Source organism: Streptomyces sp. NPDC085900, assembly GCF_044540925.1.
Lineage (GTDB): Bacteria > Actinomycetota > Actinomycetes > Streptomycetales > Streptomycetaceae > Streptomyces > Streptomyces gilvifuscus.
Genome location: NZ_JBITSP010000003.1, coordinates 489,469 through 514,162 on the forward strand (window position 1 = coordinate 489,469; position 24,694 = coordinate 514,162).

Below are 24,694 nucleotides of genomic sequence, written 5' to 3' on the forward strand. Positions count from 1 at the left end.
GCACGGTCGGTTCAGCGCTGGGCCGTCACCCAGGCGGCGATCTGGCTGCGGTTGCTGAAGCCGAGCTTGCTGAGGATGCGTTCCACATGGCCCTCGGCGGTGCGGCGGGCGATGACGAGACGGTCGGCGATCTGCTGGTTGGCCAGTCCCAGGGCGACGAGCTGGGCGACCTCGGACTCACGGCGGGTGAGGCGGACGGCGTCCGCCGGCCCCTCGTCGCGGGGCGGCGCGCCCTGCGCCGGCGGGCGTTCGGCGGTCTCCTCCCCCACCGCGTATCCGACGGCCCGCGCGAGGCCCAGCGCCCCGCCGCACCGGTAGGAGCGCTCGAAGGCGGCCGCGCCGAGGGCCTCGCGGGCGCGGGACTCGCTCTCCAGACGGGTGGCGCCGAGGGCCTGGGAGCCCCAGCGGAAGCGGTCGACGTCGGCCCAGACGCGGTCGGAGCCGCCCAGCAGGACGGCCGCCCGCTCGAAGGCGCCGAGCCGGGCGGCGGTCTGGGCGAGCAGGTCGAGGGTGAGGCCGATGCCGATGACGTCGCGCACGGCGAGCTTGAGCCGCAGCGCGTCCCGGGCGTGCCGTTCGGCCCGCTCCCAGTCCCGTTTGACGCTGTGGGCGAGGGCGAGCATCCGCTGCACGTACGACAGCACCCATTCCTCGCCGTGCTCCTCGCACAGCCGACGGGTCTCCGCGCAGACGGCGACGGCCTCGTCCGCCCGGCCCAGGAAGCCCAGGGCGCAGGCGAGTTCGACCCGGTCCAGGCCGACCATGCTCAGGTGCTGTCCGGGGACGCGGCCGCGGGCGACGGTGGCGCGGAAGTGCTCCAGGGCGCCGGTGAGGTCGTCGTTGAACAGGCGCAGGACGCCGATGACGTACTCGGCGTGCGCGGCCTCGGCCTCGTCGCCGAGGGAGCGGGCCAGGTCGCGGGCCTCCTCGGCGCGCCGGCGGCCCGAGGTCAGGTCCTCCTGGGAACCGGCGAGGAGTCCGGCGATCCACAGGGCGCGGCCCCGCTCCCGGGTGGGTTCGGGGCAGGCGGTCAGGGCCCGTTCGAGCCAGTAGCGGCCCTCGCGGGGTGCGCCGCAGGCGTGCCAGTAGAACCAAAGGGTGCCCGCGAGGCGCAGTCCTGCCAGTTCCTCGCCGGGCTCGGTGAGGCTGAAGTCGAGGGCGGCGCGCAGGCTGTCCTGGTCGGCGCGGAGCCGGCTGACGATCTCGCGCTGCCCGGGCCCGAACCAGGCGCGTTCGGACTCGGCGGCCCGGCGCTGCATCCAGTCCCGCTGCCGGCGCCGGGCCGCGGTCTCCTCGCCGTCCCGTCTCCCGAGCCGGTCCAGTCCGTAGTGCCGCAGGGTGTCCAGGAGCCGGAAGCGCACGCCGTCCGGGCCCTCCTCCCGGCTGAGCACGGACTTGTCGACGAGACCGGCGACGGCCTCCAGCACCTCGTGGGACGCGACGCACTCGCCGTCCGCGCACACCGCCTCCGCCGTGCGGGGGTCGAACGAGCCGGCCAGCACGGAGGCCCTGGCCCACACCAACTGCTCCTGTTCGGTGCAGAGTTCGTGGCTCCAGTCGACGGCGGCGCGCAGGGTCTGGTGGCGGGGCAGGGCGGCGGAAGAGCCGGCGGTGAGCAGGCGGTAGCGGTCGTCGAGGCGTTCCAGGAGCTGCTCGACGCCGAGGACGCGCATCCGGACGGCGGCCAGTTCGATGGCGAGCGGGAGTCCGTCGAGGCGGCGGCAGAGGCGGGCCACGGCGGGGCGGTTGGCGGCGGTGAGCCGGAAGCCGGGGACGACGGCGGCGGCCCGGTCGGCGAAGAGGGCGAGCGCCGGGTAGCCCTCGGCGTCGGAGAGGTCGCCGTCCGGGTCGGGGACGGGTAACGGGCGTACCTCCAGCAGGTGTTCCTCGGTCAGGCCGAGGCGGTGGCGGCTGGTGGTGAGGACGCGGATGCCGGTGGTGCCGTGCAGCAGGGCGGCGGCGAGTTCGGCGCAGGCGCCCAGCAGGTGCTCGCAGTTGTCGAGGACGAGGAGCAGACGCCGGTCGCGGACCTGCTCGATCAGGGCGTCCAGCGGGGGCCGGCAGGAGTGGTCGTGCAGGCCGAGGGCGTCGGCGGCGGCGGCGGCGACCGGGACGAGGGCGGGGTCCTGCAGACCGGCCAGCTGCACCAGGCGGACGCCGTCGGCGAAGCCGCGTTCGACGCGGGCCGCGATGCGGGCGGCCAGCCGGGTCTTGCCGACGCCGCCCGGCCCGGTCAGGGTGACCAGGCGTGCTCTCGCGAGCAGCTCGCGGCCCTCGGTCAGTTCGCCGCGCCGGTCGACGAAACTGGTCGTCTCGACCGGCAGATGACGGTCCCGTCGCGGCGCTGATCCGCCCATGATCAGCCTCCCGTTGAAACGGAACCTCACTCTCCTCCGGGTCCGGCATATATGCACGCGCCACTCACACGGCCGGGTGCAACTTTGCCCGAGGAGAGGGCGGGAGGAACGGCCGCGCGTACACTGCGCGGCCCTCGGCGGAACGGTTCACGCCGGGGGGCGGAGGAGACCGACGGGTTCGGCGGCCGGGTGCCGTCCCCCGCGACCGTCAGTCGGTGTCCTCGGCGTCCGTCTTGACGTCGGACCTGGCCTCGGACTTGGCCTCGGCTTCGTCCTCGGCCTCGTCCTCGAAGTAGGCGTCGAGGACGGCGTCGAGCTGCGTCTCCCACTCGCTGAAGCGGGACCTGGCCGGCGCCTCGATCTCGATCGGGTACCAACGGCGCTCAGGAGTGTGCACCGTGATGGTGAACCGCTTGCCGAAGCGGGGCGACTCCGTCTCGACGGCGCCGATCTCGTCCCAGCGGAACTCGCACTCCTGGTCGTCCAGGGACAGTCGTACGCCCCTGTGGTCGGCGACGATTCTGGCGCGGCGGTCGGAGGCCTCGAAGACGGGTCCCTCGGGGGCCTCTTCCTCGTCGTCGTCCGTCGCGGGCTCCTCGACGGCGTCCTCCGCGGCTACGGCCTCCGCCTGCGCCGTCTCCGCGGCCTCGGCCTCGGCGTCCTCGGGCCCGGTGTCCTCCGGCTCCTCGGTGGCGGGCGGGGTGAGCCCGGGGATGAAGGCCGGGTCGAATCCGGCACCCGTGACGGGCTCGCCCTTCAGGGGCTGGCTGCTCGAACCTATGCGCTGCTCCACAGCGGGCAGTATGGTCGACGATCCTGTGTCGGACACAGTCGGCCCCAACTTCGTTATCAGACGCCTACATGCGACTCACACGAACACACTGACCGCTGCGGCCACGGCGAACCCCGCCACCGACAGCACCGACTCCAGCACCGTCCACGACTTCAGCGTGTCCCGTTCGCTGATGCCGAAGTACTTGGCGACCATCCAGAAGCCGCCGTCGTTGACGTGCGAGGCGAAGATGGAGCCCGCCGAGATGGCCATGATGACCAGGGCGACGAAGCTCTGGGAGTGATGGCCCTCGGCGAGGAGCGGGGCGACGATGCCGGCCGTCGTGACGATGGCGACCGTGGCCGAGCCCTGGGCCACCCGCAGGACCACCGAGATCAGGTAGGACAGGACGATCACGGGCAGGCCGACGTCGTTGAAGGTGTCGGAGAGGGCCTGGGCGACCCCACTGGCCTTGAGGACCGCGCCGAAGACGCCGCCCGCGCCGACGACCAGGAGGATGTTGCCGACCGGCTTGAGCGAGGCGGTGGAGACGGTCTCCAGGGACCTGCGGGACCAGCCGCGCCGGATGCCGAGAAGGTAGTAGGCGAGGAGCAGGGCGATCGTCAGGGCCACGAAGGGGTGGCCGAAGAACTCGATGACCGAGCGGCCGGTGGAGGGGTCGAGGGCGATCGAGGAGAAGGTCGCGGCCAGGATGAGGATCAGCGGGGTGCCGATGATGCCCAGCACCGTGCCCAGCGGTACCGGCTTCTCCAGGGGCTCGACGCCGGACGCGCGCTGTTCGTCGACGACGGCCTGCCGGGCCTCGGCGGCCGCCTCCACCATGTCCTGCGGTACGGCCACGAAGACGCGGTTGCCGATCCACGCCGAGTACGCCCAGGCGGCGAGCACGGCCGGGATGCCGCAGACGACGCCCATGAGGATGACCCGGCCGAGGTCCACGTGGAGCAGGCCGGCCGCGGCCACCGGGCCGGGGTGCGGGGGCAGGAAGGCGTGGGTCATCGACAGGCCGGCCAGCAGGGGCAGGCAGTAGAGCAGGATCGACCGGCCGCCGCGCTTGGCCGCCGCGTACACGATCGGCGCGAGGACGAAGATGCCGACGTCGAAGAAGACGGGGATGCCGAAGATCAGGCCGGTGAGGCCCATGGCGAGCGGGGCCCGCTTCTCGCCGAACAGGTTCAGCAGCCGGGAGGCGAGCACCTCCGCTCCGCCGCTGACCTCCAGGATCGCGCCGAGCATGGTGCCGAGGCCGATGATGATCGCGACGTGCCCGAGGATGCCGCCCATGCCGGACTCGATCGTGGACACGGCGTCCGACCGCTGGACCGTGCCGAAGAGTTCGGTGACCGACAGGCCGGCGAGCAGGCCGACGGCTATGGAGACGGCGAGCAGCGCCACGAAGGGCTGCAGTCTGACCTTGATGATGAGGAAGAGGAGCAGGGCGATACCGATGGCGGCGACCGTGAGCAGTCCGGCCGTGCCGTCGACGAGGAGGAGCAGACCGCCGGTGTGGGGCGGGGTCGCGGGGGTGGCCGCGGCGAGCGAAGGGGGCATTCGGGGGTCCTCTGGGTAAGTACATACGGCTTTCGGGCAGGGGGGATCGCGGCACGGCACCCCGCGAGGTGCCATGCCGTGTGTGCCGTGCGGGAGTTGAGGGAGGGTCAGCCGAGGACGGCGAGCGCGTCGATCTCGATGAGGAGGCCGGCGGGCAGGCCGACGTAGACCGTCGTGCGCGCGGCGGGCGGCTGGGTGAGCCCCTGCTCCTCGAAGTAGGTGTTGTAGATGCCGTTCATCTCGGCGAAGTGGTCGACGTCGGTGAGGTAGACGCGGATCATCATCACGTCGTCCCAGCTCGCGCCGCCCTCCTCGAGGATCGCCTTGACGTTGGCGAGGGTCTGGAGGGTCTGCTCGCGCAGGGTGGGGCCTGCGGGCGTGGGCGGCTTGCCCTCCTCGGCGGGCAGGAAGCCGACCTGTCCGGCGACCTGGAGGATGTTGCCCTTGCGCACGCCGTGGGAGAACTTGGCGGGCGGGGTGGTGTGGGTCTTGGGGGTGAGGGCGATCTTGTCCGTCATGCGGGGTCCTTTGCTGTGGTTCTGCCCGAGTACTCGCCGCTGATCGCGTCGGCCGTGCGGCGCACCAGCGGGAGCAGGGTGAGGAGTTCGTCGGCGGTGACGACGACGTTCGGCGCGGAGACCGACATCGCGGCGACGACCCGGCCGTCGGCGCCGCGGACGGGGGCCGCGACGCAGTTGATGGATTCCTCGTGGCCGCCGAGGTCGGTGGCCCAGCCCTGTTCGCGCACCTTCTCCAACTCCCTGAGGAAGGCAGCGGGGTTGGGGGTGGAACGGGACGTGTACATGGGGTAGTCGAGCTTGTCGGCGAGGGCCCGGCGCTCGGCCTCGGGGAGGTCGGCGAGAAGGAGCTTCGCGACGGCCGCGACGGTGATGGCGACGGGCTTGCCGATCCGCGAGTACATCCGCACCGGGTACCGGCTCTCCACCTTGTCGATGTAGAGCACCTCGTCCTCCTCGTACACGGCGAGGTGGACGGTGTGCCCGCACTGTTCGTTGAGGCGTACGAGGTGGGGGTGGGCGATCTCGCGGATGTCGAGGTTCTCCATGGCCTCCTGGGCGAGGGCGATGAGGCGGGCGCCGAGGCGGTAGCGCTGGTCGGACTGGCGGTAGACCATGCCGTGCTCGTGGAGCGTGCGCAGGAGCCGCAGCGCCGTGGACTTGTGCACGCCGAGGCGGTCGGCGACCTGCCCGAGGTCGGCGGGGCCCTCGGCGAGCAGCGGCAGGATGCTGAGCGCGCGGTCGACGGTCTGGCTCATGGGGTGCGTACCTCCTCCGGGGCCTTGCCGGCTTGCGTCCAGCCGGGGCCGAGTCGAAGTGTCTCCCAGGTGTCGTCGTCGAGGGCCGCGAGGCGGTCGGCGTGTGCGCGGGTCGGGGGCGTGGCCAGGTCGCCGGGAACGGTGAGGGCGGCCGCGGCCCACAGGTGGCCGTGGCGCAGGCGGGTCTTCACGGGCAGGCCGCGCAGGGTGGCGGAGAGGAACCCGGCGGCGAAGGCGTCACCGGCGCCGGTGGTGGCCACGACGTCCACGGCGAGAGCGGGGACGAAGGTGTCGGCCGGCTGCGGCTGGGCGGGGGGCGTGATCGCTTGCCCGCGCCGGCGGGGTGCCGCCGCGCCCACCCGTGCCGCCCCAGCGGCACGAGTGCCCGCGGCCGACACGAAGGCGGTGGCCCCCTTCGCCGCTTGCTTCACCACCAGCACTTTGGGCTCGGGCAGTACCGCCCGGATCTCCGACGGTCCGCCGGTGACCCCCCACACCTCCTCCGCCTCGTCCTCGCCGACGAACACGATGTCGGCTTCCCGGGCCAGTTCCAGCAGCACCCGGGGCCCGTCGGCGTCCGGCCACAGCCCCGCCCGGTGGTTGACGTCGAAGGAGACGAGGGGCCGGCCCGGCGCGGGAGCCGTCAGATCGCGCAGCAGGTCCAGGCAGCCGGGCGACAGCGCGGCCGTGATCCCCGACAGGTGCAGCACGCGGCCCGCCCGCACCGCCGCCAGGTCCACCGTGTCCGCGGACATCGCCGAGGCGGCCGACCCGGCCCGGTAGTAGGCGACCTCGTGCGCGTCCGTCGACCGGTCCCCGGCCGTGCGGAAGTACACGCCCGTGGGGCGCGAGGAGTCCCGTCCCACCGAGGAGACGTCGACGCCGAACCCCCCGACGGTCTCGACGAGGTGATCCCCGAACCCGTCCGCGCCGACCCGGCTGACCCACCTCACGGCATGGCCGGCGGCGGCCAGTCCGCAGGCCACGTTCGACTCCGCCCCGCCGATCCCCCGCTCGAACGACGGAACGTCGGCGAGGCGGCCCGGGCGGCTGGGCAGGAAGGTGACCATGGACTCGCCGAGCGCGACGACGTCCACGACGTCGGGGGCGTTGCGGGGTCCGTCGGTGGTCACGATCGTCGTAGCTCCCAGGTGAGATGCGGGTGACGGCTTTTCGTTGACCCCGCGTTGGCCGAGATGTTAGACAGCAGTAAGCGACATACGCAATGAGCATTGCATTTACTGCAACGCACCTGATCAGGGAGGCTGTATGGCCCGCGACACCGGTTCCGAAGCGCTCGCCCGCCTCGCGGAGGAACGCGTCGACCACCGTTTCAAGGGCCTCCCGCCGGACGCCGACGGCCTGACGGTCGGTGAGCTCGCCGCCCAGCGCCGCAACCTGTTCACCGGCGGTTTCACCACCCCCGTGCTCGCGCTGTCCGCCGAGCGCCTGGAGCACAACCTGGCGCTCATGGAGACGTACGCCGCCCGGCACGGCCTGGCGTTCGCCCCGCACGGCAAGACCTCCATGGCGCCCCGGCTGTTCCGGCAGCAGATCGACCGCGGGGCGTGGGGCATCACCCTCGCCGTGCCCCACCAGGTGCGCGTGGCCCGGGAGTTCGGCATCCAGCGGGTCTTCCTCGCCAACGAGCTCGTCGACCCGGCCGCGCTGCGGTGGATCTCCGCCGAGCTCGACGCCGACCCCGGCTTCCGTCTCGTCTGCTACGTCGACTCCGTGCGCGGCGTCGAGCTGATGGACGCGGCCCTCGCCGGAGCGCGCCGCCCCCTCGACGTCGTCGTCGAGCTCGCCGCCGGCGAGGGCGCCCGGACCGGCGTCCGTACGGAGGCCGAGTGCGCGGCCGTCGCGGACGCGGTCGCCGGCACCCGCACGCTCCGGCTCGTCGGGGTCGCCGGATACGAGGGCGAGGTGCCGCGGGCCGATCCGGAGCGGGTGCACGCCTGGCTGCGGCGGCTGGTCGCGCTGGCCGTCGGCTTCGACGAGGCGGGGCGGTTCGCGGGCCTCGACGAGATCGTCGTCAGCGCGGGCGGCAGCGCCTGGTTCGACGCGGTGGCCGACGTCTTCGAGGAGATCCCCGGACTGTCGGCGCCCGTACTGAAGTTGCTGCGCTCCGGCGCCTACGTCTCGCACGACGACGGCCACTACCGCAAGCTCACGCCGTTCAACCGGGTCCCGGAGGAGGGCGCCCTGGAGCCCGCGTTCCGCCTGTGGGCGCAGGTCGTCTCCCGTCCATCCGCCGAGCAGGCCTTCGTCAACGCCGGAAAGCGGGACGCGGCCCACGACCTCGATCTGCCGTTCGCCCAGGTCGTACGCCGGGACGGCGCCGAGCGCCCGGCCACCGGCGTCTCGGTGACCGCCCTCTCCGACCAGCACGCGTGGCTGCGGACCACCGACGAGGCGGACCTGGAGGTCGGAGACTGGGTGGGGATGGGGCTGTCCCATCCGTGCACGTCCTTCGACAAGTGGCAGCTGATCCCGCTGGCCGAGGCGGACGGCACGGTCGTCGACTACATCCGTACGTTCTTCTAGAGGGAGCCCGCCATGGAAGAGCTCGTCATCCGGGACGCGGACGTCGTGGACGGCAGCGGTGAGCCGTCGTACCGCGCCGACGTGGTGATCGACGGCGGCAGGATCGTCTCGATCGTGAAGGAGGCCGCGGCGGCCGGCTGCCAGCGGCCCGAGGCCCGACGGGAGCTGGACGCCGAAGGGCTCGTGCTGTCCCCCGGCTTCATCGACATGCACGCCCACAGCGACCTCGCCCTGCTGCGCGACCCCGACCACAGCGCGAAGGCCGCGCAAGGGGTCACGCTCGAGGTACTGGGCCAGGACGGGCTGTCGTACGCGCCGGTCGACGACCGCACCCTCGCCGAGGTGCGCCGGACGATCACCGGCTGGAACGGCCACGGCGACGACATCGACTTCGACTGGCGTTCGGTCGGCGAGTACCTGGACCGCCTCGACCGGGGCATCGCCGTCAACGCGGCCTATCTGATCCCCCAGGGCACCGTGCGGATGCTCGCCGTCGGCTGGCAGGACCGCGAGGCGACGCCCCGGGAGCTGGACCGGATGCGGCAGCTGGTCGCCGAGGGCATGGAGCAGGGCGCGGTCGGCATGTCCTCGGGGCTGACCTACACGCCCGGCATGTACGCCAAGGACGCCGAACTGACCGAGCTGTGCCGGGTGGTGGCGTCCTACGGCGGCTACTACTGCCCCCACCACCGCTCCTACGGGGCGGGCGCCCTGGAGGCGTACGCGGAGATGGTGGACCTGACCCGGGAGGCCGGCTGCTCCCTCCATCTCGCCCACGCCACCATGAACTTCGGCGTGAACAAGGGCCGGGCGCCGGAGCTGCTGAGGCTGCTGGACGACGCGCTGGCGTCCGGCGCGGACATCACGCTGGACACCTACCCCTACACCCCCGGCTGCACGACCCTGGCCGCCATGCTGCCCAGCTGGGCGAACGAGGGCGGTCCGGAGGCGGTCCTGAAACGCCTGGCGGACGACGACACGGCCGAGCGCATCCGGCACCACATGGAGGCCGTCGGTTCGGACGGCTGCCACGGCGTGCCCATCGAGTGGGACACGATCGAGATCTCCGGGGTGAGCGAACCCGGGCTGGCCGGCTTCGTCGGCCGCAGCGTGCGGGAGTCGGCGGACCTGCGCGGCGAGAGCCCGTGGGCGACCGCCCGGCACCTGCTGCTGCGGGACCGGCTGGGCTCGACGATCCTCCAGCACGTCGGCCACGAGGAGAACGTGCGCATGATCATGCGGCACCCGGTCCACACCGGCGGCTCGGACGGCATCCTGCAGGGCACCAAGCCCCATCCGCGCGCCTACGGCACCTTCCCCCGCTATCTCGGCCACTATGTGCGGGAGTTGGGCGTGCTGTCGCTGGAGGAGTGCGTCGCCCACCTCACCTCGCGCCCGGCGGCGCGGCTGCGGCTGCCGGACCGGGGCCTGGTCCGCGAGGGGTACCGTGCCGACCTCGTCCTGTTCGACCCGCGGACGGTGGCGGCGGGAGCGACGTACGAGAATCCGCGGACGCTGCCGACGGGCATTCCCCATGTCCTCGTCGACGGCCGCTTCGTGATCGAGGACGGGCGGCGGACGGACGTGCTGGCGGGGCGGGCGGTCCGTCGCAGTCCCGTGCGACGGAACGCCACCCGCGGCTGAGCTACGGCTTGGGCAGGGTGCAGCCGCTCGCGCTCAGGTTCAGTTTGTTGCCCGTGGTGAAGCAGGCCGGGATCTGGTAGGTCTCCTCGGCGTAGTTGATGCCCTGGCGGACGGTGACGTTGCCGCTCGCGTCGACCTCGCACGGGTTGTTCTCCGTGCAGCGCTCGCCGTCCTCGTTGCCGGTGTTGTTGACGGCGACGACCTTGCCGGTGGCGTTGTCGATCACGGGCGAGCCCGAGGTGCCGCCGATGGTCTGGCAGGCGGAGGTGTAGCGGACCGAGTCCTTCCAGGTCCAGTCGCCCTCCTTGAGGCGGTAGACGAAGCCGTCGATGTTGCAGGCGTAGGTCCGCTTCCAGTAGCCGGAGACGACCGTGATGGCGGTGCCGGCCGTGGGGTGCGTGTCCTGCACGGTCAGCGGGCTGATGCCGTACGAGCTTCTGATCGCGGAGTACGTGGTCGTCAGCCGGTAGATGGTGACGTCCGTGTCGGTCATCGTCGAGTAGACGACCTGGTTGGCCCGCAGCGTGCCGACCCTGGTGCCGGAGGAGTTCAGCAGCCCGAAGCTACGGCTGGAGGACTGGCCGGTGATGACCTCGCCGGGCGACGGGAAACCGGTCTCCAGGCAGTGGCCGTTGGTCATGACCAGCGCCGGGTCGGTGTCCGCGGAGTTGGGGAAGCGGATGACCGAGCCGGAGCAGTTGCTGAGCGAGACGGTGCCGGCGAAGTTGACGGCCTGGAGGGCGGGTGCCGCCGTGTCCCTGACGGGTGCCGCGACCGCGGGAGCCGCGCCGGCCCCGGCGAGTACCAGGGCGGTGACGACGGCGCCGAGAGGTTTCTTCATGTGGGGGTCCCCTCTTGCGACTTGGGCGACCGGAGATCTTCCGGCCGCCCGCATATTTGTCATGGGCATTGTGAGGGGAGAGGTGTGGTGGGGCAAGGAGTCGTTTCAGGCCCGGAGTCGGCGCAGGCTTTGCGCCACCGACGGCGCGGCCTAGCGGGGCCGCTTGCCGTGACCGGGGTTGTTGCCGGAATTGCCGGGCGCGAAGGTGGTCTCCGCGGGGGCGGGGCCGGACGTGGTGGCGGTGGCGGAGGGCTGCGGCGAGGTCGAGGCGGCGGTCGTCGGGCTCGGGGTCGAGGTTCCGTCTCCGGATGTCGTGGCGTCCTTCGCGGGCGCGGTGGACACCGGCGCACCCCCGGGGGACTCCGGTGCGTCACCGCTCGCGGCCGACTCCTCCTGGCCGGTGGGCGCGGGGAGGTCGGTCGCCGACGGCCCCGTGTGCGCCTCCTTGCCCCCGGCACCGCCCGCGGACGCGCCCGAGAAGGAGAACCCGGCGATCACGGCCGCCACCGACACGGCCCCCACCGCTCCCGCGACCGCGATCCGCGGCGAACGCCACCGGCTCGGCCTGCGCCGGGCACGGTGGCCGGGTGCGGCGCGCCGCCGGGGACGGTCGGCGTCCGGCATGACGGCGGGCAGCTCGGCCGTCTCGTCGTAGGCGTTCTGCCAGCCGTGCGCGGCGGCGGGGTCGGCGTACTCCTCGTAGGAGGGCGCGGGCGGCTCCTGCGGGTGGTACACGCTCGGCGGGTCCTGCACACCACCGCTCACCGGCCGGCAGGCGATGTTCGACCCCTGCGCCCCGTTCTCGTACTCGGCTGGCCTCGACATGGCCGCGCATTGTAGAGACGGGTGGGGCCGGCGAGACAGCTACCGGCGATAACAGCCCAAACCACGCGTCTCACGTGTCGGAAAACACGGCCCGAAAGGCGATACCGGGCCGTAAGCTCCCTGACATGCAGGTGATCCAGTCGACGAAGCTCGCCAACGTCTGTTACGAGATCCGCGGTCCGGTGCTCGAGGAGGCGATGCGGCTGGAAGCGGCCGGACACCGCATCCTCAAGCTGAACACGGGCAATCCGGCGGCGTTCGGCTTCGAGTGCCCGCCGGAGATCCTGGAGGACGTCCTCAGGAACGTCTCCTCCGCGCACGGCTACGGCGACGCGAAGGGGCTGCTGGCCGCCCGCCGGGCGGTCGTCATGCACAACCAGACCCTCGGCATCGAGACCGACGTCGAGCACGTCTTCATCGGCAACGGCGTCTCCGAGCTGATCGTGATGGCGATGCAGGGGCTGCTGGACGACGGCGACGAGGTCCTCGTCCCCGCCCCCGACTATCCGCTGTGGACCGCCGCCGTGTCGCTGTCGGGCGGCACCGCCGTGCACTACCGCTGCGACGAGCAGTCCGACTGGATGCCCGACCTCGCCGACGTCGAGCGCAAGGTCACCGACCGCACCAAGGCGATCGTCATCATCAACCCCAACAACCCGACGGGGGCCGTCTACGACGAGGCGGTGATCAAGGGGCTCACCGACATCGCCCGCCGCCACAACCTGCTGGTCTGCTCCGACGAGATCTACGACAAGATCCTCTACGACGGCGCCACGCACACCCCGACCGCCGCGGTCGCGCCGGACCTGCTGACCCTCACCTTCAACGGCATGTCGAAGGCCTACCGGGTGGCCGGGTACCGGGTCGGCTGGATGTCGATCTCCGGGCCGCGCGCCCACGCCGACTCCTACATCGAGGGTCTGACGATCCTCGCGAACATGCGGCTGTGCGCGAACATGCCCGGTCAGCACGGCGTGGTCGCCGCGCTCAGCGGCCGCCAGTCCATCAACGACCTGGTGCTGCCGGGCGGCCGGCTGAAGGAGCAGATGGACACCGCGTACGAGCTGCTCACGCAGATCCCGGGGGTGAGCTGTGTGCGGCCGAAGGGCGCCCTGTACCTGTTCCCGCGGCTCGATCCCAAGGTGTTCAAGATCAAGGACGACCGCCGGATGGTGCTGGACCTGCTGCGCAGCGAGAAGATCATGGTCGTGCAGGGGACCGGGTTCAACTGGCCCGAGCACGATCACTTCCGGGTAGTGACCCTGCCGACGGTCACGGATCTGCGGGACGCGATGGGCCGGATCGGGCGCTTCCTGGACGGCTACGGCCAGCCGTAAACCTCTCCCGCCTCCTGATCTTTTCAGTTCACTCAACTTTAGACGGAATCTAAGCTAGGATGGTTTCCTGACAGCACAGGAGGCCATCCATGTACGAGCCGATCCGCACCAAGTCGGTCCACAGCACGATGGCCGGCACGACCTCCGACTTTCCCCACCGCTCCCGCGAGGAGGAGCTGGACATCCAGCTCGCCGGTCATCTCGCGGCGCTGCTGACCGCGACGGACGAGCTGCGGGCGGTGGCCCCCTCCCCCGGCCTCGACGAGGCCGCGGAGCGACTCGCCCGGCAGGTGGCCCGGCTGCGGGGCGGGGTGACGCCGGTCCGTATGACCTCGGCGCCGTCCGACGCCGACGTCACCGCCCTGCACGAGCGGGCCCACGCCCTCGCGGGCCGCGCCCTGGTCGTGGCGGCCTCCCGCGCCGACACGGCGGCGGCGATCCTCGCCGCCGAGCAGATGGACGTGCACGCGGCCGCCCTGGAGCCGCGCGAGCTGGCGTCCACCACCTGAGCCCCTCCCTTCGGGGCTCTCCCTGACGGCCCCGGTCCGCGTGCACCCGCAGCGACGCGCGGACCGGGTGCCATGCACTGCGTTGGCTTGCGGTGGGGTGCGTTGTCGCCGTGGGGCGTTCTGTGCGTCGGCGGCTGCGGGTTCGTCGGGGCTTGTCGCGCAGTTCCCCGCGCCCCTTTTGCGGCGTTGCCGGGCCGGAGGCTGATATGGCACCTTGCGTGGCTTGAGGCGGGGTGCCTTGTCGCCGTAGGGCGTTCTGTGCGTCGGCGGCTGCGGGTTCGTCGTGGCTTGTCGCGCAGTTCCCCGCGCCCCTTTGGGGCGTTGCAGGGACGGGGCAGGGCTGTCACCGGGTGTTCATCGTGGGCGCCGGGGAATGTTGGGTTCCGGGAGCACTCTCCACGGCGTGAGACGCATCGTAGGGATCGTCCTCGCGGTCGTGTTGATGAGTGGCGTGGTGGCTGCCGTCCTCGCGGGCCGGGAAGCGGACGACAAGGGCACGGCAACGAAGACCGTGCGCATGGTGATCGGGTCGGAGAAGGCCGAGTACTTCGCCGACCCCGCAGTGGTGAAGGCCCTCGCCGCCAGGGGCTACACCGTGAAGGCCGAGACCTCCGGGTCCTGGGCCATGGAGGGACTCGACCTCAAGGGCTACGACCTGGCCTTTCCGTCCAGTCAGGCGCCCGCCGTCGAACTGGCCGCCCGCTACCGGGTGCACGGCACCCTCCCGCGGCCCTTCTACTCGCCGCTCGTCGTCGTGGCCCACCGCAGCGCCGCCCAGGTGCTCGCGGCGAACGGCCTCGCGACCCTCGACACCGGGCACCGCGGCACCCTGAGGATGGCCTCCCTGCTGGACGCCGCCCGCCACGACCGGACGTGGCAGCAGCTCAAGGGGGCGGGTCGATACGGCGAGTTGAGCGGGACCCTCTTCATCTCCAGCACCGATCCGGAGTCGTCCAACTCCGGCGCCCTCTACCTCGCCGCCGCCTCCTACGTGGCCAACGGCGGCCGGGTGGTCGCCGACAAGGGCGGTCTCGACCGCACCGAGCCGCTGCTGAGGAAGCTCGTCACGGTGCAGGGTGCCCAGCAGACCGGCTCGGACGCGGTCTTCCGGGACTTCGTCAGCGGGGCCGGCAACCCGCTGGTCTGGGTCTACGAGTCGCAGGTCGCCTCGCTGCTCGCGGGCGGGCAGAAGCCCGGTGACCTGGTGGTGCTCTACCCGGACACCACGGTCGACAGCGACCACACCGTCGTACCGCTGACAAACGACGGCAAGGCGCTCGCCGAACTCCTCTCCACCGACCGGGAGTTGCGGCGGCTGGCGGTGCGGCACGGGTTCCGGCCGCAGGGCGACGCGTCCGAGTTCGCCACGGACACCACCTACCTCGAGCAAGCACTGACCGGTGTCCGGCAGGCGCCCGTGCCCACCTCCGCGGTGCTGCACGAGATGGCGCGCCGGGCGCGCGGATGAACGGGGGGACTTCTGTGAACAGCTTCAACGACACCGCTCAGCAAGGTCATCAGCCCACACTCAGCGGGGACGACGTCTTCACGCTGACCCCGCCCGAGGCCGTCGCGCCCGTGCCGCGGGAGAAGGCCGGCGGACTCGTGCCGGTCGACGACGGCGTCCGTGCGGACATGGCCGCGAAGGCCTCCGCCTACGTCGCCGGGCTCGCCGCCCTCGACGCCCGCTCGCCCGAGTTCGCCGGCAAGGTCGGCGAGATCACCGGCCTGGGCGCCGGCGAGATGCGGGCCGCGGCCGCGCAGTCCAACCGGATGCTGGAACGGACCGTCAAGAGCCTGCCGGGCAAGGGTGGGGACGCCCAGTCGCAGGTCGCCGGCTCGCTGGTGGAACTCCGGCGCGTCGTCGAGGACCTGGACCCGCGGGACCTGCCCGCGGGCAAGGGACGGAAGTTCCTGTCCCGGCTGCCCGGCGGGAACAAGCTGCGCGACCACGTCGCCAAGTACGCCTCCGCGCAAGGCACCTTGAACAGGATCGTGGGCTCGCTGCGCGGCGGCCAGGACGAACTGCGCCGGGACAACGCCGCGTTGCAGACCGAGCGGATCCGCCTGTGGGAGACCATGGGCAAGCTGCAGGAGTACGTCGTGCTCACCGAGGCCCTGGACGCGGCCGTGGAGCAGCACGTCGCCGGGGTCGCGGACCCGCAGGAGGCCGACGGTCTGCGCGCCGACGTGCTCTTCCCGGTCCGGCAGAAGCACCAGGACCTGCTCACCCAACTCGCGGTGTGCGCGCAGGGCTACCTCGCCATGGACGTCGTACGCCGCAACAACGACGAGTTGATCAAGGGCGTCGACCGGGCCGCCACGACCACCGTGTCCGCCCTGCGCATCTCCGTGATGCTGGCCTCCGCGCTGGACAACCAGAAGAAGGTCGTCGAGCAGGTCAACGCCCTGCGCGGGACCACGGAGGACCTCATCCGGGGCAATGCCGAGATGCTGTCCACGCAGAGCGGGGAGATCCAGCGCATCGCCGCGGACCCGGCCGTGGGTGCGGAGACCTTGCGCGCCGCGTTCCAGCAGATCTACCGCACGCTGGACGCGATCGACACGTACAAGGTCCAGGCGACCGAGGCGATGGCGACGACCGTGGAGAACCTGACGGCCGAACTCCAGTCCGCCGCCGCCTACTTGGAGCGCAGCCGGTCGCGGGGCGCGCTGGAAGGGGGTCTCGCATGAGACGGACCGTCGTCACCGTCGCGTCGGCGGCCGTCCTGCTGACCGCGTGCAGCACGGCTCACCGGACCGACCCCACCGCCCCCGAACCCGGCACCCTGCGCGTCCTCGCCTCCAGCGAACTCGCCGACATGGCTCCCGTCCTGGAACAGGTCCGCAAGGACACCGGGCTCAGGGTCCGCCCCACCTACATGGGCACCCTCGACGCGGTGAACCTGCTGGCGTCGGGCAGGGCGGACGGCCGCTACGACGCCGTGTGGCTGTCCTCGGACGACTATCTGCGGCTGCGCCCCGAGGCGGCGAAGAAGATCGTCTCCGAGACGCCCGTCATGTCGAGCCCGGTCGCCGTCGGCGTCAGGACGGCCACCGTGCGGGCGCTCGGCTGGACGCCGGAGAACGTCACCTGGTCCCAGGTGGAGAAGGCCGTGCAGGACGGGAGACTCACGTACGGCATGACGGACCCGGCCCGCTCCAACTCCGGTTTCTCCACGCTGGTCTCGGTCGCCTCCGCGCTCTCCGGCGCCCAGTCGGCGCTCACGGACGCGGACGTGGCGGAGGCGACCCCGCGCCTGAAGGAGTTCTTCAAGGGCCAGAAGCTGACGTCGGGTTCGTCGGGCTGGCTGGCGACGGCGTACAAGCGGCGCTCGAACGTCGACGCACTCCTCAACTACGAGTCCGTCCTCGCGGGCATCCCGGGCCTGACCGTGATCCGTCCCAAGGACGGCGTGGTGACGGCCGACTACCCGCTGTCCTCGCTCGCCGGCACCGGCGCGGCGACCCGCGAGGAGGTGCGCCGCCTGACCGACGCCCTGCGCACGCCGGCGATCCAGCGGCGGATCACCACCGCCACCCACCGCCGCCCGGTGATCCCGTCCGTGCCGCCCGCGCCCGGCCTCGACACCGCCCGCCGCCGCGAACTCCCCTTCCCCGGCTCCCGTTCGGTCGCCGACGGCCTGCTGCGCTCGTACGAGAACGAACTGCGCCGCCCCTCCCGCACCGTGTACGTCCTCGACACCTCCGGCTCGATGGACGGCGACCGGCTGAACCGTCTGAAGCGGGCCCTCACCGACCTCACCGGCGACTTCCGGGACCGTGAGGCGGTGACGCTGATGCCGTTCGGTTCCGGGGTGAAGAGCGTGCGGACGCACGTGGTCGATCCGGCGGACCCCAAGGCCGGGCTGGACGCGATCCGCGCGGACACCAAGGCCCTGTCCGCCGACGGCGACACCGCGATCTACACCTCGCTGGAGAAGGCGTACGACCATCTCGGCGCCGATCGCGACACGTTCACGTCGATCGTGCTGATGACGGACGGCGAGAACACGAAGGGCGCGAAGGCCGCGGAGTTCGACGCCTTCTACCGCTCGCTGCCCGCCGACCGGCGTGAGATCCCGGTCTTCCCGATCCTCTTCGGCGACTCCGACCGCGGGGAGCTGTCCCACATCGCCGACCTGACCGGCGGCCGCCTGTTCGACGCCCGGCAGGGCTCGCTGGACGGCGCCTTCGAGGAGATCCGTGGCTATCAGTGAGTACCTCGAGTCACGCAAGAACATCGCGGGCAGTGTGTGCGGCCTCGCCGGCCTCGCGCTCACCTTCAGCGGCCTGGCGGGCCCCTACTGGCCGGTGGTGGTCGCCGGTCTGTACGGCGCCGGCGCCCTGATCGCCCCACCGGAACGGCCGCCGCTGCCGGACTTCCCGTCGCCCTCGGCCCAACTGGAGGAACTGCGGGCCGACTTCGGGAAGCTCGGCGCATACCTGGCGGAGGTCGACCTCCCGCCGGCCGCCGCGGGCCGCGTCACCGAGCTGACGGACCTGCTGACCGCCCTGCTGGACCCGGGCCGGGCGTCCGAACTGCTCGCCCAGGACCCCGAGGGCGTGCACACCCTGTCCCGGACGGTACGGCGGGACATCCCCGAGGCGGTCGACAGCTACGTACGCACCCGCTGGTGGACCCGCATGACCCCGGGCTCCGAACCCCCGGAACGCCACCTGGAACGCCAGCTCACGCTGCTCCAGGAGGAGGCGGAGCGGCTGGCCACCGCTCTGAGGGAGACGGAGGCCCGCCGCCAGGAGACCCACACCCGCTATCTGGAGGAACGTGCGCAGTAACGCGCCCCGAAGGGGCGCGGGGCTGTATCGATATGCGGCTCCGCCGCGTGGGCGCGACCAGCCACGGACGGCCTGGAGACGAATACGGCGAAGGCCCGCCCCCTTTCTCCCGTCGGGGCGGACGGGAGAGCAAGGACGGGCCGGAGCCACACACGCCATTGTGCGCGGCCTCGCCGTACTGCACCGCGGCCGGCCGTGACGATCACTGGTCAGGGCACATCCCAGCCGGCCGCGGAGTCTTTCAGGGAGCGGACCTCATCCGAGGCGCTGCACCAGCGCCCGGTACTCGTCCCACAGCTCCTTCGGCGTGTGGTCACCGAACGTGTTGAGGTGCTCGGGAACCAGCGAGGCCTCCTCCCGCCACACGTCCTTGTCGACGGTGAGCAGGAAGTCCAGGTCGGACTCGGACAGTTCGAGGCCCTTGGTGTCGAGGGCGCCCTTGGCGGGCAGGACGCCGATCGGCGTCTCCACGCCCTCGGCCTTGCCGTCCAGCCGCTCCACGATCCACTTCAGGACGCGGCTGTTCTCGCCGAAGCCCGGCCAGACGAACTTGCCCTCGTCGTTCTTGCGGAACCAGTTGACGTAGTAGATCTTCGGCAGCTTGGACTGGTCCTTGTCCTTGGCCACGTCGATCCAGTGACCCATGTAGTCGCCCATGTTGTAGCCGCAGAACGGCAGCATGGCGAACGGGTCGCGGCGCAGCTCACCGACCTTGCCCTCGGCGGCCGCGGTCTTCTCGGAGGCGACGTTGGCGCCGAGGAAGACGCCGTGGTTCCAGTCGAAGGACTCCGTCACCAGCGGCACCGCGGAGGCGCGGCGGCCGCCGAAGAGGATCGCCGAGATGGGCACGCCCTTGGGGTCCTCCCACTCCGGCGCGATGATCGGGCACTGCGAGGCGGGCACGGTGAAGCGGGCGTTGGGGTGGGCGGCCGGGGTGTCGGACTCCGGCGTCCAGTCGTTGCCCTTCCAGTCCGTGAGGTGGGCCGGAGTCTCCTCCGTCATGCCCTCCCACCAGATGTCGTTGTCGTCGGTGAGGGCCACGTTGGTGAAGACCGAGTTGCCCCACAGCGTCTTCATCGCGTTGGCGTTGGTGTGCTCACCCGTGCCGGGCGCGACGCCGAAGAAGCCGGCCTCGGGGTTGATCGCGTAGAGGCGGCCGTCCTCGCCGAACCGCATCCAGGCGATGTCGTCGCCGATGGTCTCGACCGTCCAGCCGGAGATCGTGGGCTCCAGCATGGCGAGGTTGGTCTTGCCGCAGGCGCTCGGGAAGGCCGCGGCCACGTACTTGGACTCGCCGGTCGGCGGGGTGAGCTTGAGGATCAGCATGTGCTCGGCCAGCCAGCCCTCGTCGCGCGCCATGACGGAGGCGATGCGCAGGGCGTAGCACTTCTTGCCGAGCAGGGCGTTGCCGCCGTAGCCGGAGCCGTAGGACCAGATCTCGCGGCTCTCCGGGAAGTGCGAGATGTACTTGGTGGAGTTGCACGGCCACGGCACGTCGGCCTCGCCCTCGGCCAGCGGCGCGCCCAGCGTGTGCACGGCCTTGACGAAGAACCCGTCTGAGCCGAGCTCGTCGAGGACCGGCTGTCCCATGCGGGTCATCGTGCGCATGGAGACCGCGACGTAGGCGGAGTCGGTGATCTCGACGCCGATCGCGGAGAGGTCGGAGCCGAGCGGGCCCATGCAGAACGGGACGACGTACATCGTCCGGCCCTTCATCGAGCCGCGGAAGATGCCCTTCTCGCCCTGGAAGATCTCCCGCATCTCCGCGGGCGCCTTCCAGTGGTTGGTCGGACCCGCGTCCTGCTCCTTCTCGGAGCAGATGAAGGTCCGGTCCTCGACGCGGGCGACGTCGCTCGGGTCGGAGGCGGCGTAGTAGGAGTTCGGGCGCTTGATCGGGTCGAGCTTCTTGAAGGTGCCCTTCGCGACGAGCTCCTCGCACAGGCGCTCGTACTCGGCCTCGGATCCGTCGCACCAGACCACGTTGTCCGGCTGGGTCAGTTCCGCGATCTCGTTCACCCACGAGATCAGTTCCTGGTGGTTGGTGGGGATCACGGTGGGAGCCGCGATGTCGCGCGCCACGATTGCTCCTAAATGAGGGATTTTGTGATTTTGGAGGCCCCGTGGGGGCTGCGACCCGGATGCTGCATGACTGGATCTTCAGCGCTCATCCGGTGCCGACCGCACTCATTTGATGATCCGAGGCGAGTGCCCATATGTCCAGAGGGCCTCACAAGTGAGCGGAGTGGGGATCGTCACGCACAACCGTGTTTCCACGCGTGATTTTGCGTGCACGTTGAGTTCACCTGAAGGTTCTTTTGCCGGACGCTCGAACGCCCACCGGCCATGAGATGATGGCCACTCTTCGTCACTTCTCGGGCCGCGCTGACCCGTAACTTACGGTTCCGTAGGTACGATGAAGGGCATGACTGCGCCCGTCCCCGACGCCGCCAAGAACACGCCGGCCGCCGGCCGCCGTCCTGAGGCGAACTCGATTCCGCACCAGATCAAGCAGCACGCCCAGCAGCTCACCGACCCGCTCAAGCCGAGGCTGCGCGGCTGGCTGCACCTCGGCATGTTCCCCGCCGCCCTGGTCGCGGGCCTGGTGCTCACCGCCCTCGCCGACTCCCCCCGCGGCCGTATCGCCTGCGGCATCTACGCCCTGACGGCCTGTCTGCTGTTCGGCGTGAGCGCGCTGTACCACCGCGGCAACTGGAGCCCGCGCATGGACGGCATCCTGCGCAGACTGGATCACGCCAACATCTTCCTGATCATCGCGGGCACCTACACCCCCCTGACGATGCTGCTCCTGGACGGGGCGAAGGCGCAGTGGCTGCTGTGGGGCATCTGGGGCGCCGCCCTCGCGGGCATCGCCTTCCGGGTGTTCTGGGTGGGCGCCCCGCGCTGGCTCTACACCCCCTGCTACATCGCGATGGGCTGGGCCGCCGTCTTCTTCCTGCCCGACTTCATGCGCACCGGCGGCATCGCGGTGCTGGTCCTCGTGATCGTGGGCGGCCTCCTCTACAGCGCCGGCGGCATCATCTACGGCCTCAAGCGGCCGAACCCCTCACCGCGCTGGTTCGGCTTCCACGAGGTGTTCCACTCCTTGACGCTCGCCGCGTTCACCGTCCACTACGTCGGCATCTCGCTGGTGGCCTACCAGCACGCGTAGCGCCTCCCGGCACCCATCCAGGGCCACGGCTTCCGAGCCGTGGCCCTTTTTGCATGCCGATTTCGATTGACAGACACCATATTTTGAAAGCTACTCTCATTTCATGGCTACTGTCACTCCGGATCCTCGGCGCTGGTGGGCCCTCGCGGCCCTGGTCGCGAGCATGCTCACGCTCGGCTTCGACATGACGATCCTCAACGTCGCGCTGCCGACCATGGCCGCCGACCTCGGCGCCACCACCGGCCAGCAGCAGTGGATGGCGGACTCCTACATCGTGGTCTTCGCCGCCCTGATGCTCCCGGCGGGCCTCCTCGGCGACCGCTTCGGCCGCCGACGCATGCTGATCACCGGGCTGGGGATCTTCCTCGCCGGTTCGCTCGTGGGCGCGCTGGCCGGGGACGTGAACTGGGTCATCGCCGCCCGGGCGGTCATGGGCGTCGGCGCGGCACTCGTCACCCCGCTCGCACTGTCCGTCCTGCCCTCGCTGTTCAGCACGGACGAGCGCACCAAGGCCGTCAGCATCATCTCGACCGCGTCCGCGCTGGGCCTGCCGCTCGGCCCGATCATCGGCGGCTGGCTGCTGAACCACTACTGGTGGGGCTCGGTCTTCCTGATCAACGTCCCGATGGCCGCGATCGGCATCGCCGCCTGCGTCTTCCTGCTCCCCGAGACCAGCGACCCGGCCTCCCCCAGGGTCGACGCGGCCTCCACGGCGTGCACCGCGCTCGGCCTCGGCGCCCTCGTCTACGCGATCATCGAGGCCCCCGACCGCGGCTGGGGCGACCCCCTGGTCCTCGCCCTGTTCGCCGCCTCGGCCGCCCTGCTCACCGCGCTGGTGCTGCGCGAACGCCGCTCCACGCGCCCCATGCTCGACATGACGCTGCTCGGCCACCGCGGCTTCCTGCTCAACACCGTCGCCGCGACCCTGGTGATGTTCGTCCTGTCCGGCCTGCTGTTCGTGCTGCCGCAGTACCTCCAGGCCGTACGCGGCAACGACGCCCTGGGCACCGGCATCCGGCTGCTGCCGATGATCGGCGGTCTCACCGTCGCCGCGAAGGGCGCGCCGGCCGCCGCCCAGCGCTTCGGCGCGCGGGCCACGGTCAGCGCGGGCCTGGTGGTGCTGGCGTTCGCCGCGTTCCTCGGCAGCCGTACGACCGTCCACTCCGGCTACGGCTTCACCGCGCTGTGGCTGTCGGTCACCGGCGTCGGCTTCGGCTTCGCGCTGGTCCCGGCCATGTCCGGGGCGCTCGCCACGCTGCCCAGGGACCGGGCGGGCAGCGGATCGGGCCTGCTGATGACCCTGCGTCAGGTCGGCGGCGCCATCGGCATCGCCCTGCTCGGCAGCCTGCTCGCCAGCGCCTTCCGCGACCGGCTGGACGTGACGGGGCTGCCCGCCGGGGCCGCGGACACCGCCGGTGACTCCGTCGTCGCGGCCCACATCGTCGCCGTCAGGGCGCACTCGCCCCAGCTGGCCGCGTCCGCGGACGGCGCCTACGTGCACGGCATGGGCCTGGTCCTGCTGGTGTGCGGCGCCGCCGCCCTCGTCTCGGCGCTGCTGGCCGCCGCCTTCCTGCCGAACACACCCGTCGCCGGGAAGGAGCCGCAGGACGCCCCGCCGATGGCCGCCGCCGTCACGGATGCCGGACAATGACCTCCATGACGGCCGCACGCTCCCCCCTCTCCCCCGCCGACCGCCCCCGGCTCGGCCTGCGCGAACGCAAGAAGATCAAGACCCGCGAGGCGATCCGCACCGCGACCTACGGGCTGATCCGGGAGCAGGGGTACGACGCCACGACGATCGAGCAGATCGCCGAGCGCGCCGAGGTGTCGCCGTCCACCGTCTTCCGGTACTTCCCCACCAAGGAGGACATCGTCCTCACGGACGAGTACGACCCGTTGATGCTGGAGGAGCTGCGCGCACGGCCCGCCGACGAGGCGTGGATGGACTCCGTGCGGTACGTGATGCACCGGGCCATGGACGTGATGATGACCGAGGACCCCGAGGTGGTGCGCACCCGTGCACACCTGTCGGCACAGGTCCCCGCGGTCCGCTCCCGGATGGTCGAGTCCATGTCGCAGACCGGACGCCTGCTCCGCGAGGCCATCGCGGAGCGCTCCGGACTGGCCGCCGACTCCCTGGAGGTCCGCGTCTCCGCGATGTCCCTGGTCGGCGGGCTGATGGAGGCCAACATGTGCTGGGCGGAGAACGACTTCCAGGACGACCTGCGCGAGCTCGTGGACCGCGCGCTGGACGTCCTGGAACACGGCCTCCCCACCGAAAACCCCTGAGCCCGTCCATCCCGCCCGTGTCATCCTGACCGGGTGAACGGTCCCGAGATCCATGTCGAGTTCGCCCCCGAACTGGCCCTGTTCGTCCAGCGCCGGCCGCGACGGACCCTCGTCACCGACGGCGTCTCCTCCCTGGGACACGCCGTGGAGTCGGCCGGCGTCCCGCTCACCGAGGTCGGCACGCTGCGGGTCGACGGCCGCGAGGTCCCGGTCTCCTACGTCCCCGCCGCCGGCGACCGCGTGGAGGTCCGGACCGTCGAGCGCCCCCAGCGGGTGCCCGGGGCTCCCCTGCGCTTCCTCCTCGACGTCCACCTCGGCACCCTCGCCCGCCGGCTGCGCCTGCTCGGCGTGGACACCGCCTACGAGTCGACGGACATCGGCGACCCGGCGCTCGCCGCCCGCTCGGCCGCCGAGAAACGGGTCATGCTCAGCCGCGACCGGGGCCTGCTGCGCCGCCGCGAACTGTGGGCCGGCGCCTACGTCTACAGCACCCGCCCCGAGGACCAACTCCGCGACATCCTGGACCGGTTCCGCCCCGAACTGCGGCCCTGGACCCGCTGCACCGCGTGCAACGGGCTGCTGAAGGAGGCCACCAAGGAGGAGGTCGCGGACCAGTTGCACGGCGGCACGCAGCGCTCGTACGACGTCTTCGCGCAGTGCCGGCAGTGCGGACGCGCGTACTGGAAGGGCGCGCACCACGAGCAGCTGGTGGCCATCGTGGAGCGCGCCCTGGCGGAGTTCGCGAGCTAGGCCCTG

The 24,694-nt window shown here is 71.5% G+C and carries 21 protein-coding genes; 12 read left to right on the forward strand and 9 right to left on the reverse strand.

The features are described 5' to 3' along the window. Positions 1 to 11: 11 nt before the first annotated feature. The 6 genes from ACIGDI_RS11660 to ACIGDI_RS11685 form a co-directional block, all read right to left on the reverse strand. Positions 12 to 2,357, reverse strand: a complete 2,346-nt coding sequence (locus ACIGDI_RS11660) for an ATP-binding protein (protein WP_399894101.1) — start codon at positions 2,355 to 2,357, stop codon at positions 12 to 14. Positions 2,358 to 2,565: 208 nt separating this feature from the next. Further along, entirely contained in the window at positions 2,566 to 3,150 is a 585-nt protein-coding gene (locus ACIGDI_RS11665; RefSeq protein WP_399894104.1) for a hypothetical protein, read from the reverse strand. Between the two features lie 75 nt (positions 3,151 to 3,225). Continuing rightward, a complete protein-coding gene (locus ACIGDI_RS11670) occupies positions 3,226 to 4,701 on the reverse strand; it encodes a GntP family permease (RefSeq protein ID WP_384822441.1) in 1,476 nt (491 codons plus the stop codon). Positions 4,702 to 4,808: 107 nt separating this feature from the next. Then, the gene (locus tag ACIGDI_RS11675; protein ID WP_399894108.1) at positions 4,809 to 5,219 is read right to left on the reverse strand and encodes a RidA family protein; all 411 of its coding nucleotides are present in this window, start codon (positions 5,217 to 5,219) and stop codon (positions 4,809 to 4,811) included. Further along, on the reverse strand, positions 5,216 to 5,977 hold the full coding sequence (locus ACIGDI_RS11680; protein ID WP_200699113.1) for an IclR family transcriptional regulator: 762 nt from the start codon (positions 5,975 to 5,977) through the stop codon (positions 5,216 to 5,218). The genes ACIGDI_RS11675 and ACIGDI_RS11680 overlap by 4 nt, the downstream gene beginning before the upstream one ends. Beyond that, positions 5,974 to 7,110, reverse strand: a complete 1,137-nt coding sequence (locus tag ACIGDI_RS11685) for a sugar kinase (RefSeq protein WP_399894112.1) — start codon at positions 7,108 to 7,110, stop codon at positions 5,974 to 5,976. The genes ACIGDI_RS11680 and ACIGDI_RS11685 overlap by 4 nt, the downstream gene beginning before the upstream one ends. Positions 7,111 to 7,246: 136 nt before the next feature. Between ACIGDI_RS11685 and ACIGDI_RS11690 the strand changes: the two genes are divergently transcribed. Together ACIGDI_RS11690 and ACIGDI_RS11695 are read left to right on the forward strand one after the other, a co-directional pair. After that, positions 7,247 to 8,524: an amino acid deaminase gene (locus ACIGDI_RS11690; RefSeq protein WP_399894115.1), complete on the forward strand. Its 1,278-nt coding sequence runs from the start codon at positions 7,247 to 7,249 to the stop codon at positions 8,522 to 8,524. Positions 8,525 to 8,536: 12 nt separating this feature from the next. Continuing rightward, positions 8,537 to 10,168 (forward strand): amidohydrolase family protein, encoded by a 1,632-nt coding sequence (locus ACIGDI_RS11695; protein WP_399894118.1) that lies wholly within the window; start codon positions 8,537 to 8,539, stop codon positions 10,166 to 10,168. A gap of 1 nt (position 10,169) precedes the next feature. On the opposite strand, the gene ACIGDI_RS11700 is transcribed toward ACIGDI_RS11695, so the two are convergent. Continuing rightward, positions 10,170 to 11,009 carry a serine protease gene (locus tag ACIGDI_RS11700; protein WP_200699109.1) on the reverse strand — a complete coding sequence of 280 codons (840 nt, stop codon included), beginning with the start codon at positions 11,007 to 11,009 and terminating at the stop codon, positions 10,170 to 10,172. 150 nt (positions 11,010 to 11,159) lie between these two features. Next, positions 11,160 to 11,834 carry a hypothetical protein gene (locus ACIGDI_RS11705; protein ID WP_399894122.1) on the reverse strand — a complete coding sequence of 225 codons (675 nt, stop codon included), beginning with the start codon at positions 11,832 to 11,834 and terminating at the stop codon, positions 11,160 to 11,162. A gap of 125 nt (positions 11,835 to 11,959) precedes the next feature. On the opposite strand from ACIGDI_RS11705, the gene ACIGDI_RS11710 reads away from it, so the two are divergent. The 6 genes from ACIGDI_RS11710 to ACIGDI_RS11735 all read left to right on the forward strand — a co-directional run bounded on the left by ACIGDI_RS11710 (position 11,960) and on the right by ACIGDI_RS11735 (position 18,480). Further along, a complete protein-coding gene (locus tag ACIGDI_RS11710; RefSeq protein WP_272175420.1) occupies positions 11,960 to 13,171 on the forward strand; it encodes a pyridoxal phosphate-dependent aminotransferase in 1,212 nt (403 codons plus the stop codon). Between the two features lie 89 nt (positions 13,172 to 13,260). Further along, positions 13,261 to 13,680, forward strand: coding sequence for a hypothetical protein (locus tag ACIGDI_RS11715; protein WP_399894126.1), 420 nt, complete (start codon positions 13,261 to 13,263; stop codon positions 13,678 to 13,680). Between the two features lie 403 nt (positions 13,681 to 14,083). Then, entirely contained in the window at positions 14,084 to 15,148 is a 1,065-nt protein-coding gene (locus tag ACIGDI_RS11720; RefSeq protein ID WP_399894129.1) for a hypothetical protein, read from the forward strand. Next, complete coding sequence (locus ACIGDI_RS11725; RefSeq protein WP_399894132.1) at positions 15,145 to 16,374, forward strand: toxic anion resistance protein; 1,230 nt, start codon at positions 15,145 to 15,147, stop codon at positions 16,372 to 16,374. Before ACIGDI_RS11720 ends, ACIGDI_RS11725 begins: the two co-directional genes overlap by 4 nt. After that, entirely contained in the window at positions 16,371 to 17,900 is a 1,530-nt protein-coding gene (locus tag ACIGDI_RS11730) for a substrate-binding domain-containing protein (RefSeq protein WP_399894136.1), read from the forward strand. Before ACIGDI_RS11725 ends, ACIGDI_RS11730 begins: the two co-directional genes overlap by 4 nt. After that, positions 17,887 to 18,480 carry a hypothetical protein gene (locus ACIGDI_RS11735; protein WP_399894139.1) on the forward strand — a complete coding sequence of 198 codons (594 nt, stop codon included), beginning with the start codon at positions 17,887 to 17,889 and terminating at the stop codon, positions 18,478 to 18,480. Before ACIGDI_RS11730 ends, ACIGDI_RS11735 begins: the two co-directional genes overlap by 14 nt. Before the next feature lie 255 nt (positions 18,481 to 18,735). On the opposite strand, the gene ACIGDI_RS11740 is transcribed toward ACIGDI_RS11735, so the two are convergent. Beyond that, positions 18,736 to 20,559 (reverse strand): phosphoenolpyruvate carboxykinase (GTP), encoded by a 1,824-nt coding sequence (locus ACIGDI_RS11740; RefSeq protein ID WP_399894142.1) that lies wholly within the window; start codon positions 20,557 to 20,559, stop codon positions 18,736 to 18,738. 343 nt (positions 20,560 to 20,902) lie between these two features. On the opposite strand from ACIGDI_RS11740, the gene ACIGDI_RS11745 reads away from it, so the two are divergent. From ACIGDI_RS11745 to ACIGDI_RS11760, 4 genes are all read left to right on the forward strand, one after another. After that, positions 20,903 to 21,649: a hemolysin III family protein gene (locus tag ACIGDI_RS11745; RefSeq protein ID WP_399894145.1), complete on the forward strand. Its 747-nt coding sequence runs from the start codon at positions 20,903 to 20,905 to the stop codon at positions 21,647 to 21,649. A 103-nt stretch (positions 21,650 to 21,752) separates the two neighbouring features. Next, positions 21,753 to 23,300, forward strand: a complete 1,548-nt coding sequence (locus ACIGDI_RS11750; protein WP_399894148.1) for an MFS transporter — start codon at positions 21,753 to 21,755, stop codon at positions 23,298 to 23,300. Further along, complete coding sequence (locus ACIGDI_RS11755; RefSeq protein WP_399894151.1) at positions 23,297 to 23,938, forward strand: TetR/AcrR family transcriptional regulator; 642 nt, start codon at positions 23,297 to 23,299, stop codon at positions 23,936 to 23,938. The genes ACIGDI_RS11750 and ACIGDI_RS11755 overlap by 4 nt, the downstream gene beginning before the upstream one ends. 33 nt (positions 23,939 to 23,971) lie before the next feature. Next, on the forward strand, positions 23,972 to 24,688 hold the full coding sequence (locus tag ACIGDI_RS11760) for a Mut7-C RNAse domain-containing protein (RefSeq protein ID WP_399894154.1): 717 nt from the start codon (positions 23,972 to 23,974) through the stop codon (positions 24,686 to 24,688). Positions 24,689 to 24,694 lie beyond the last annotated feature (6 nt).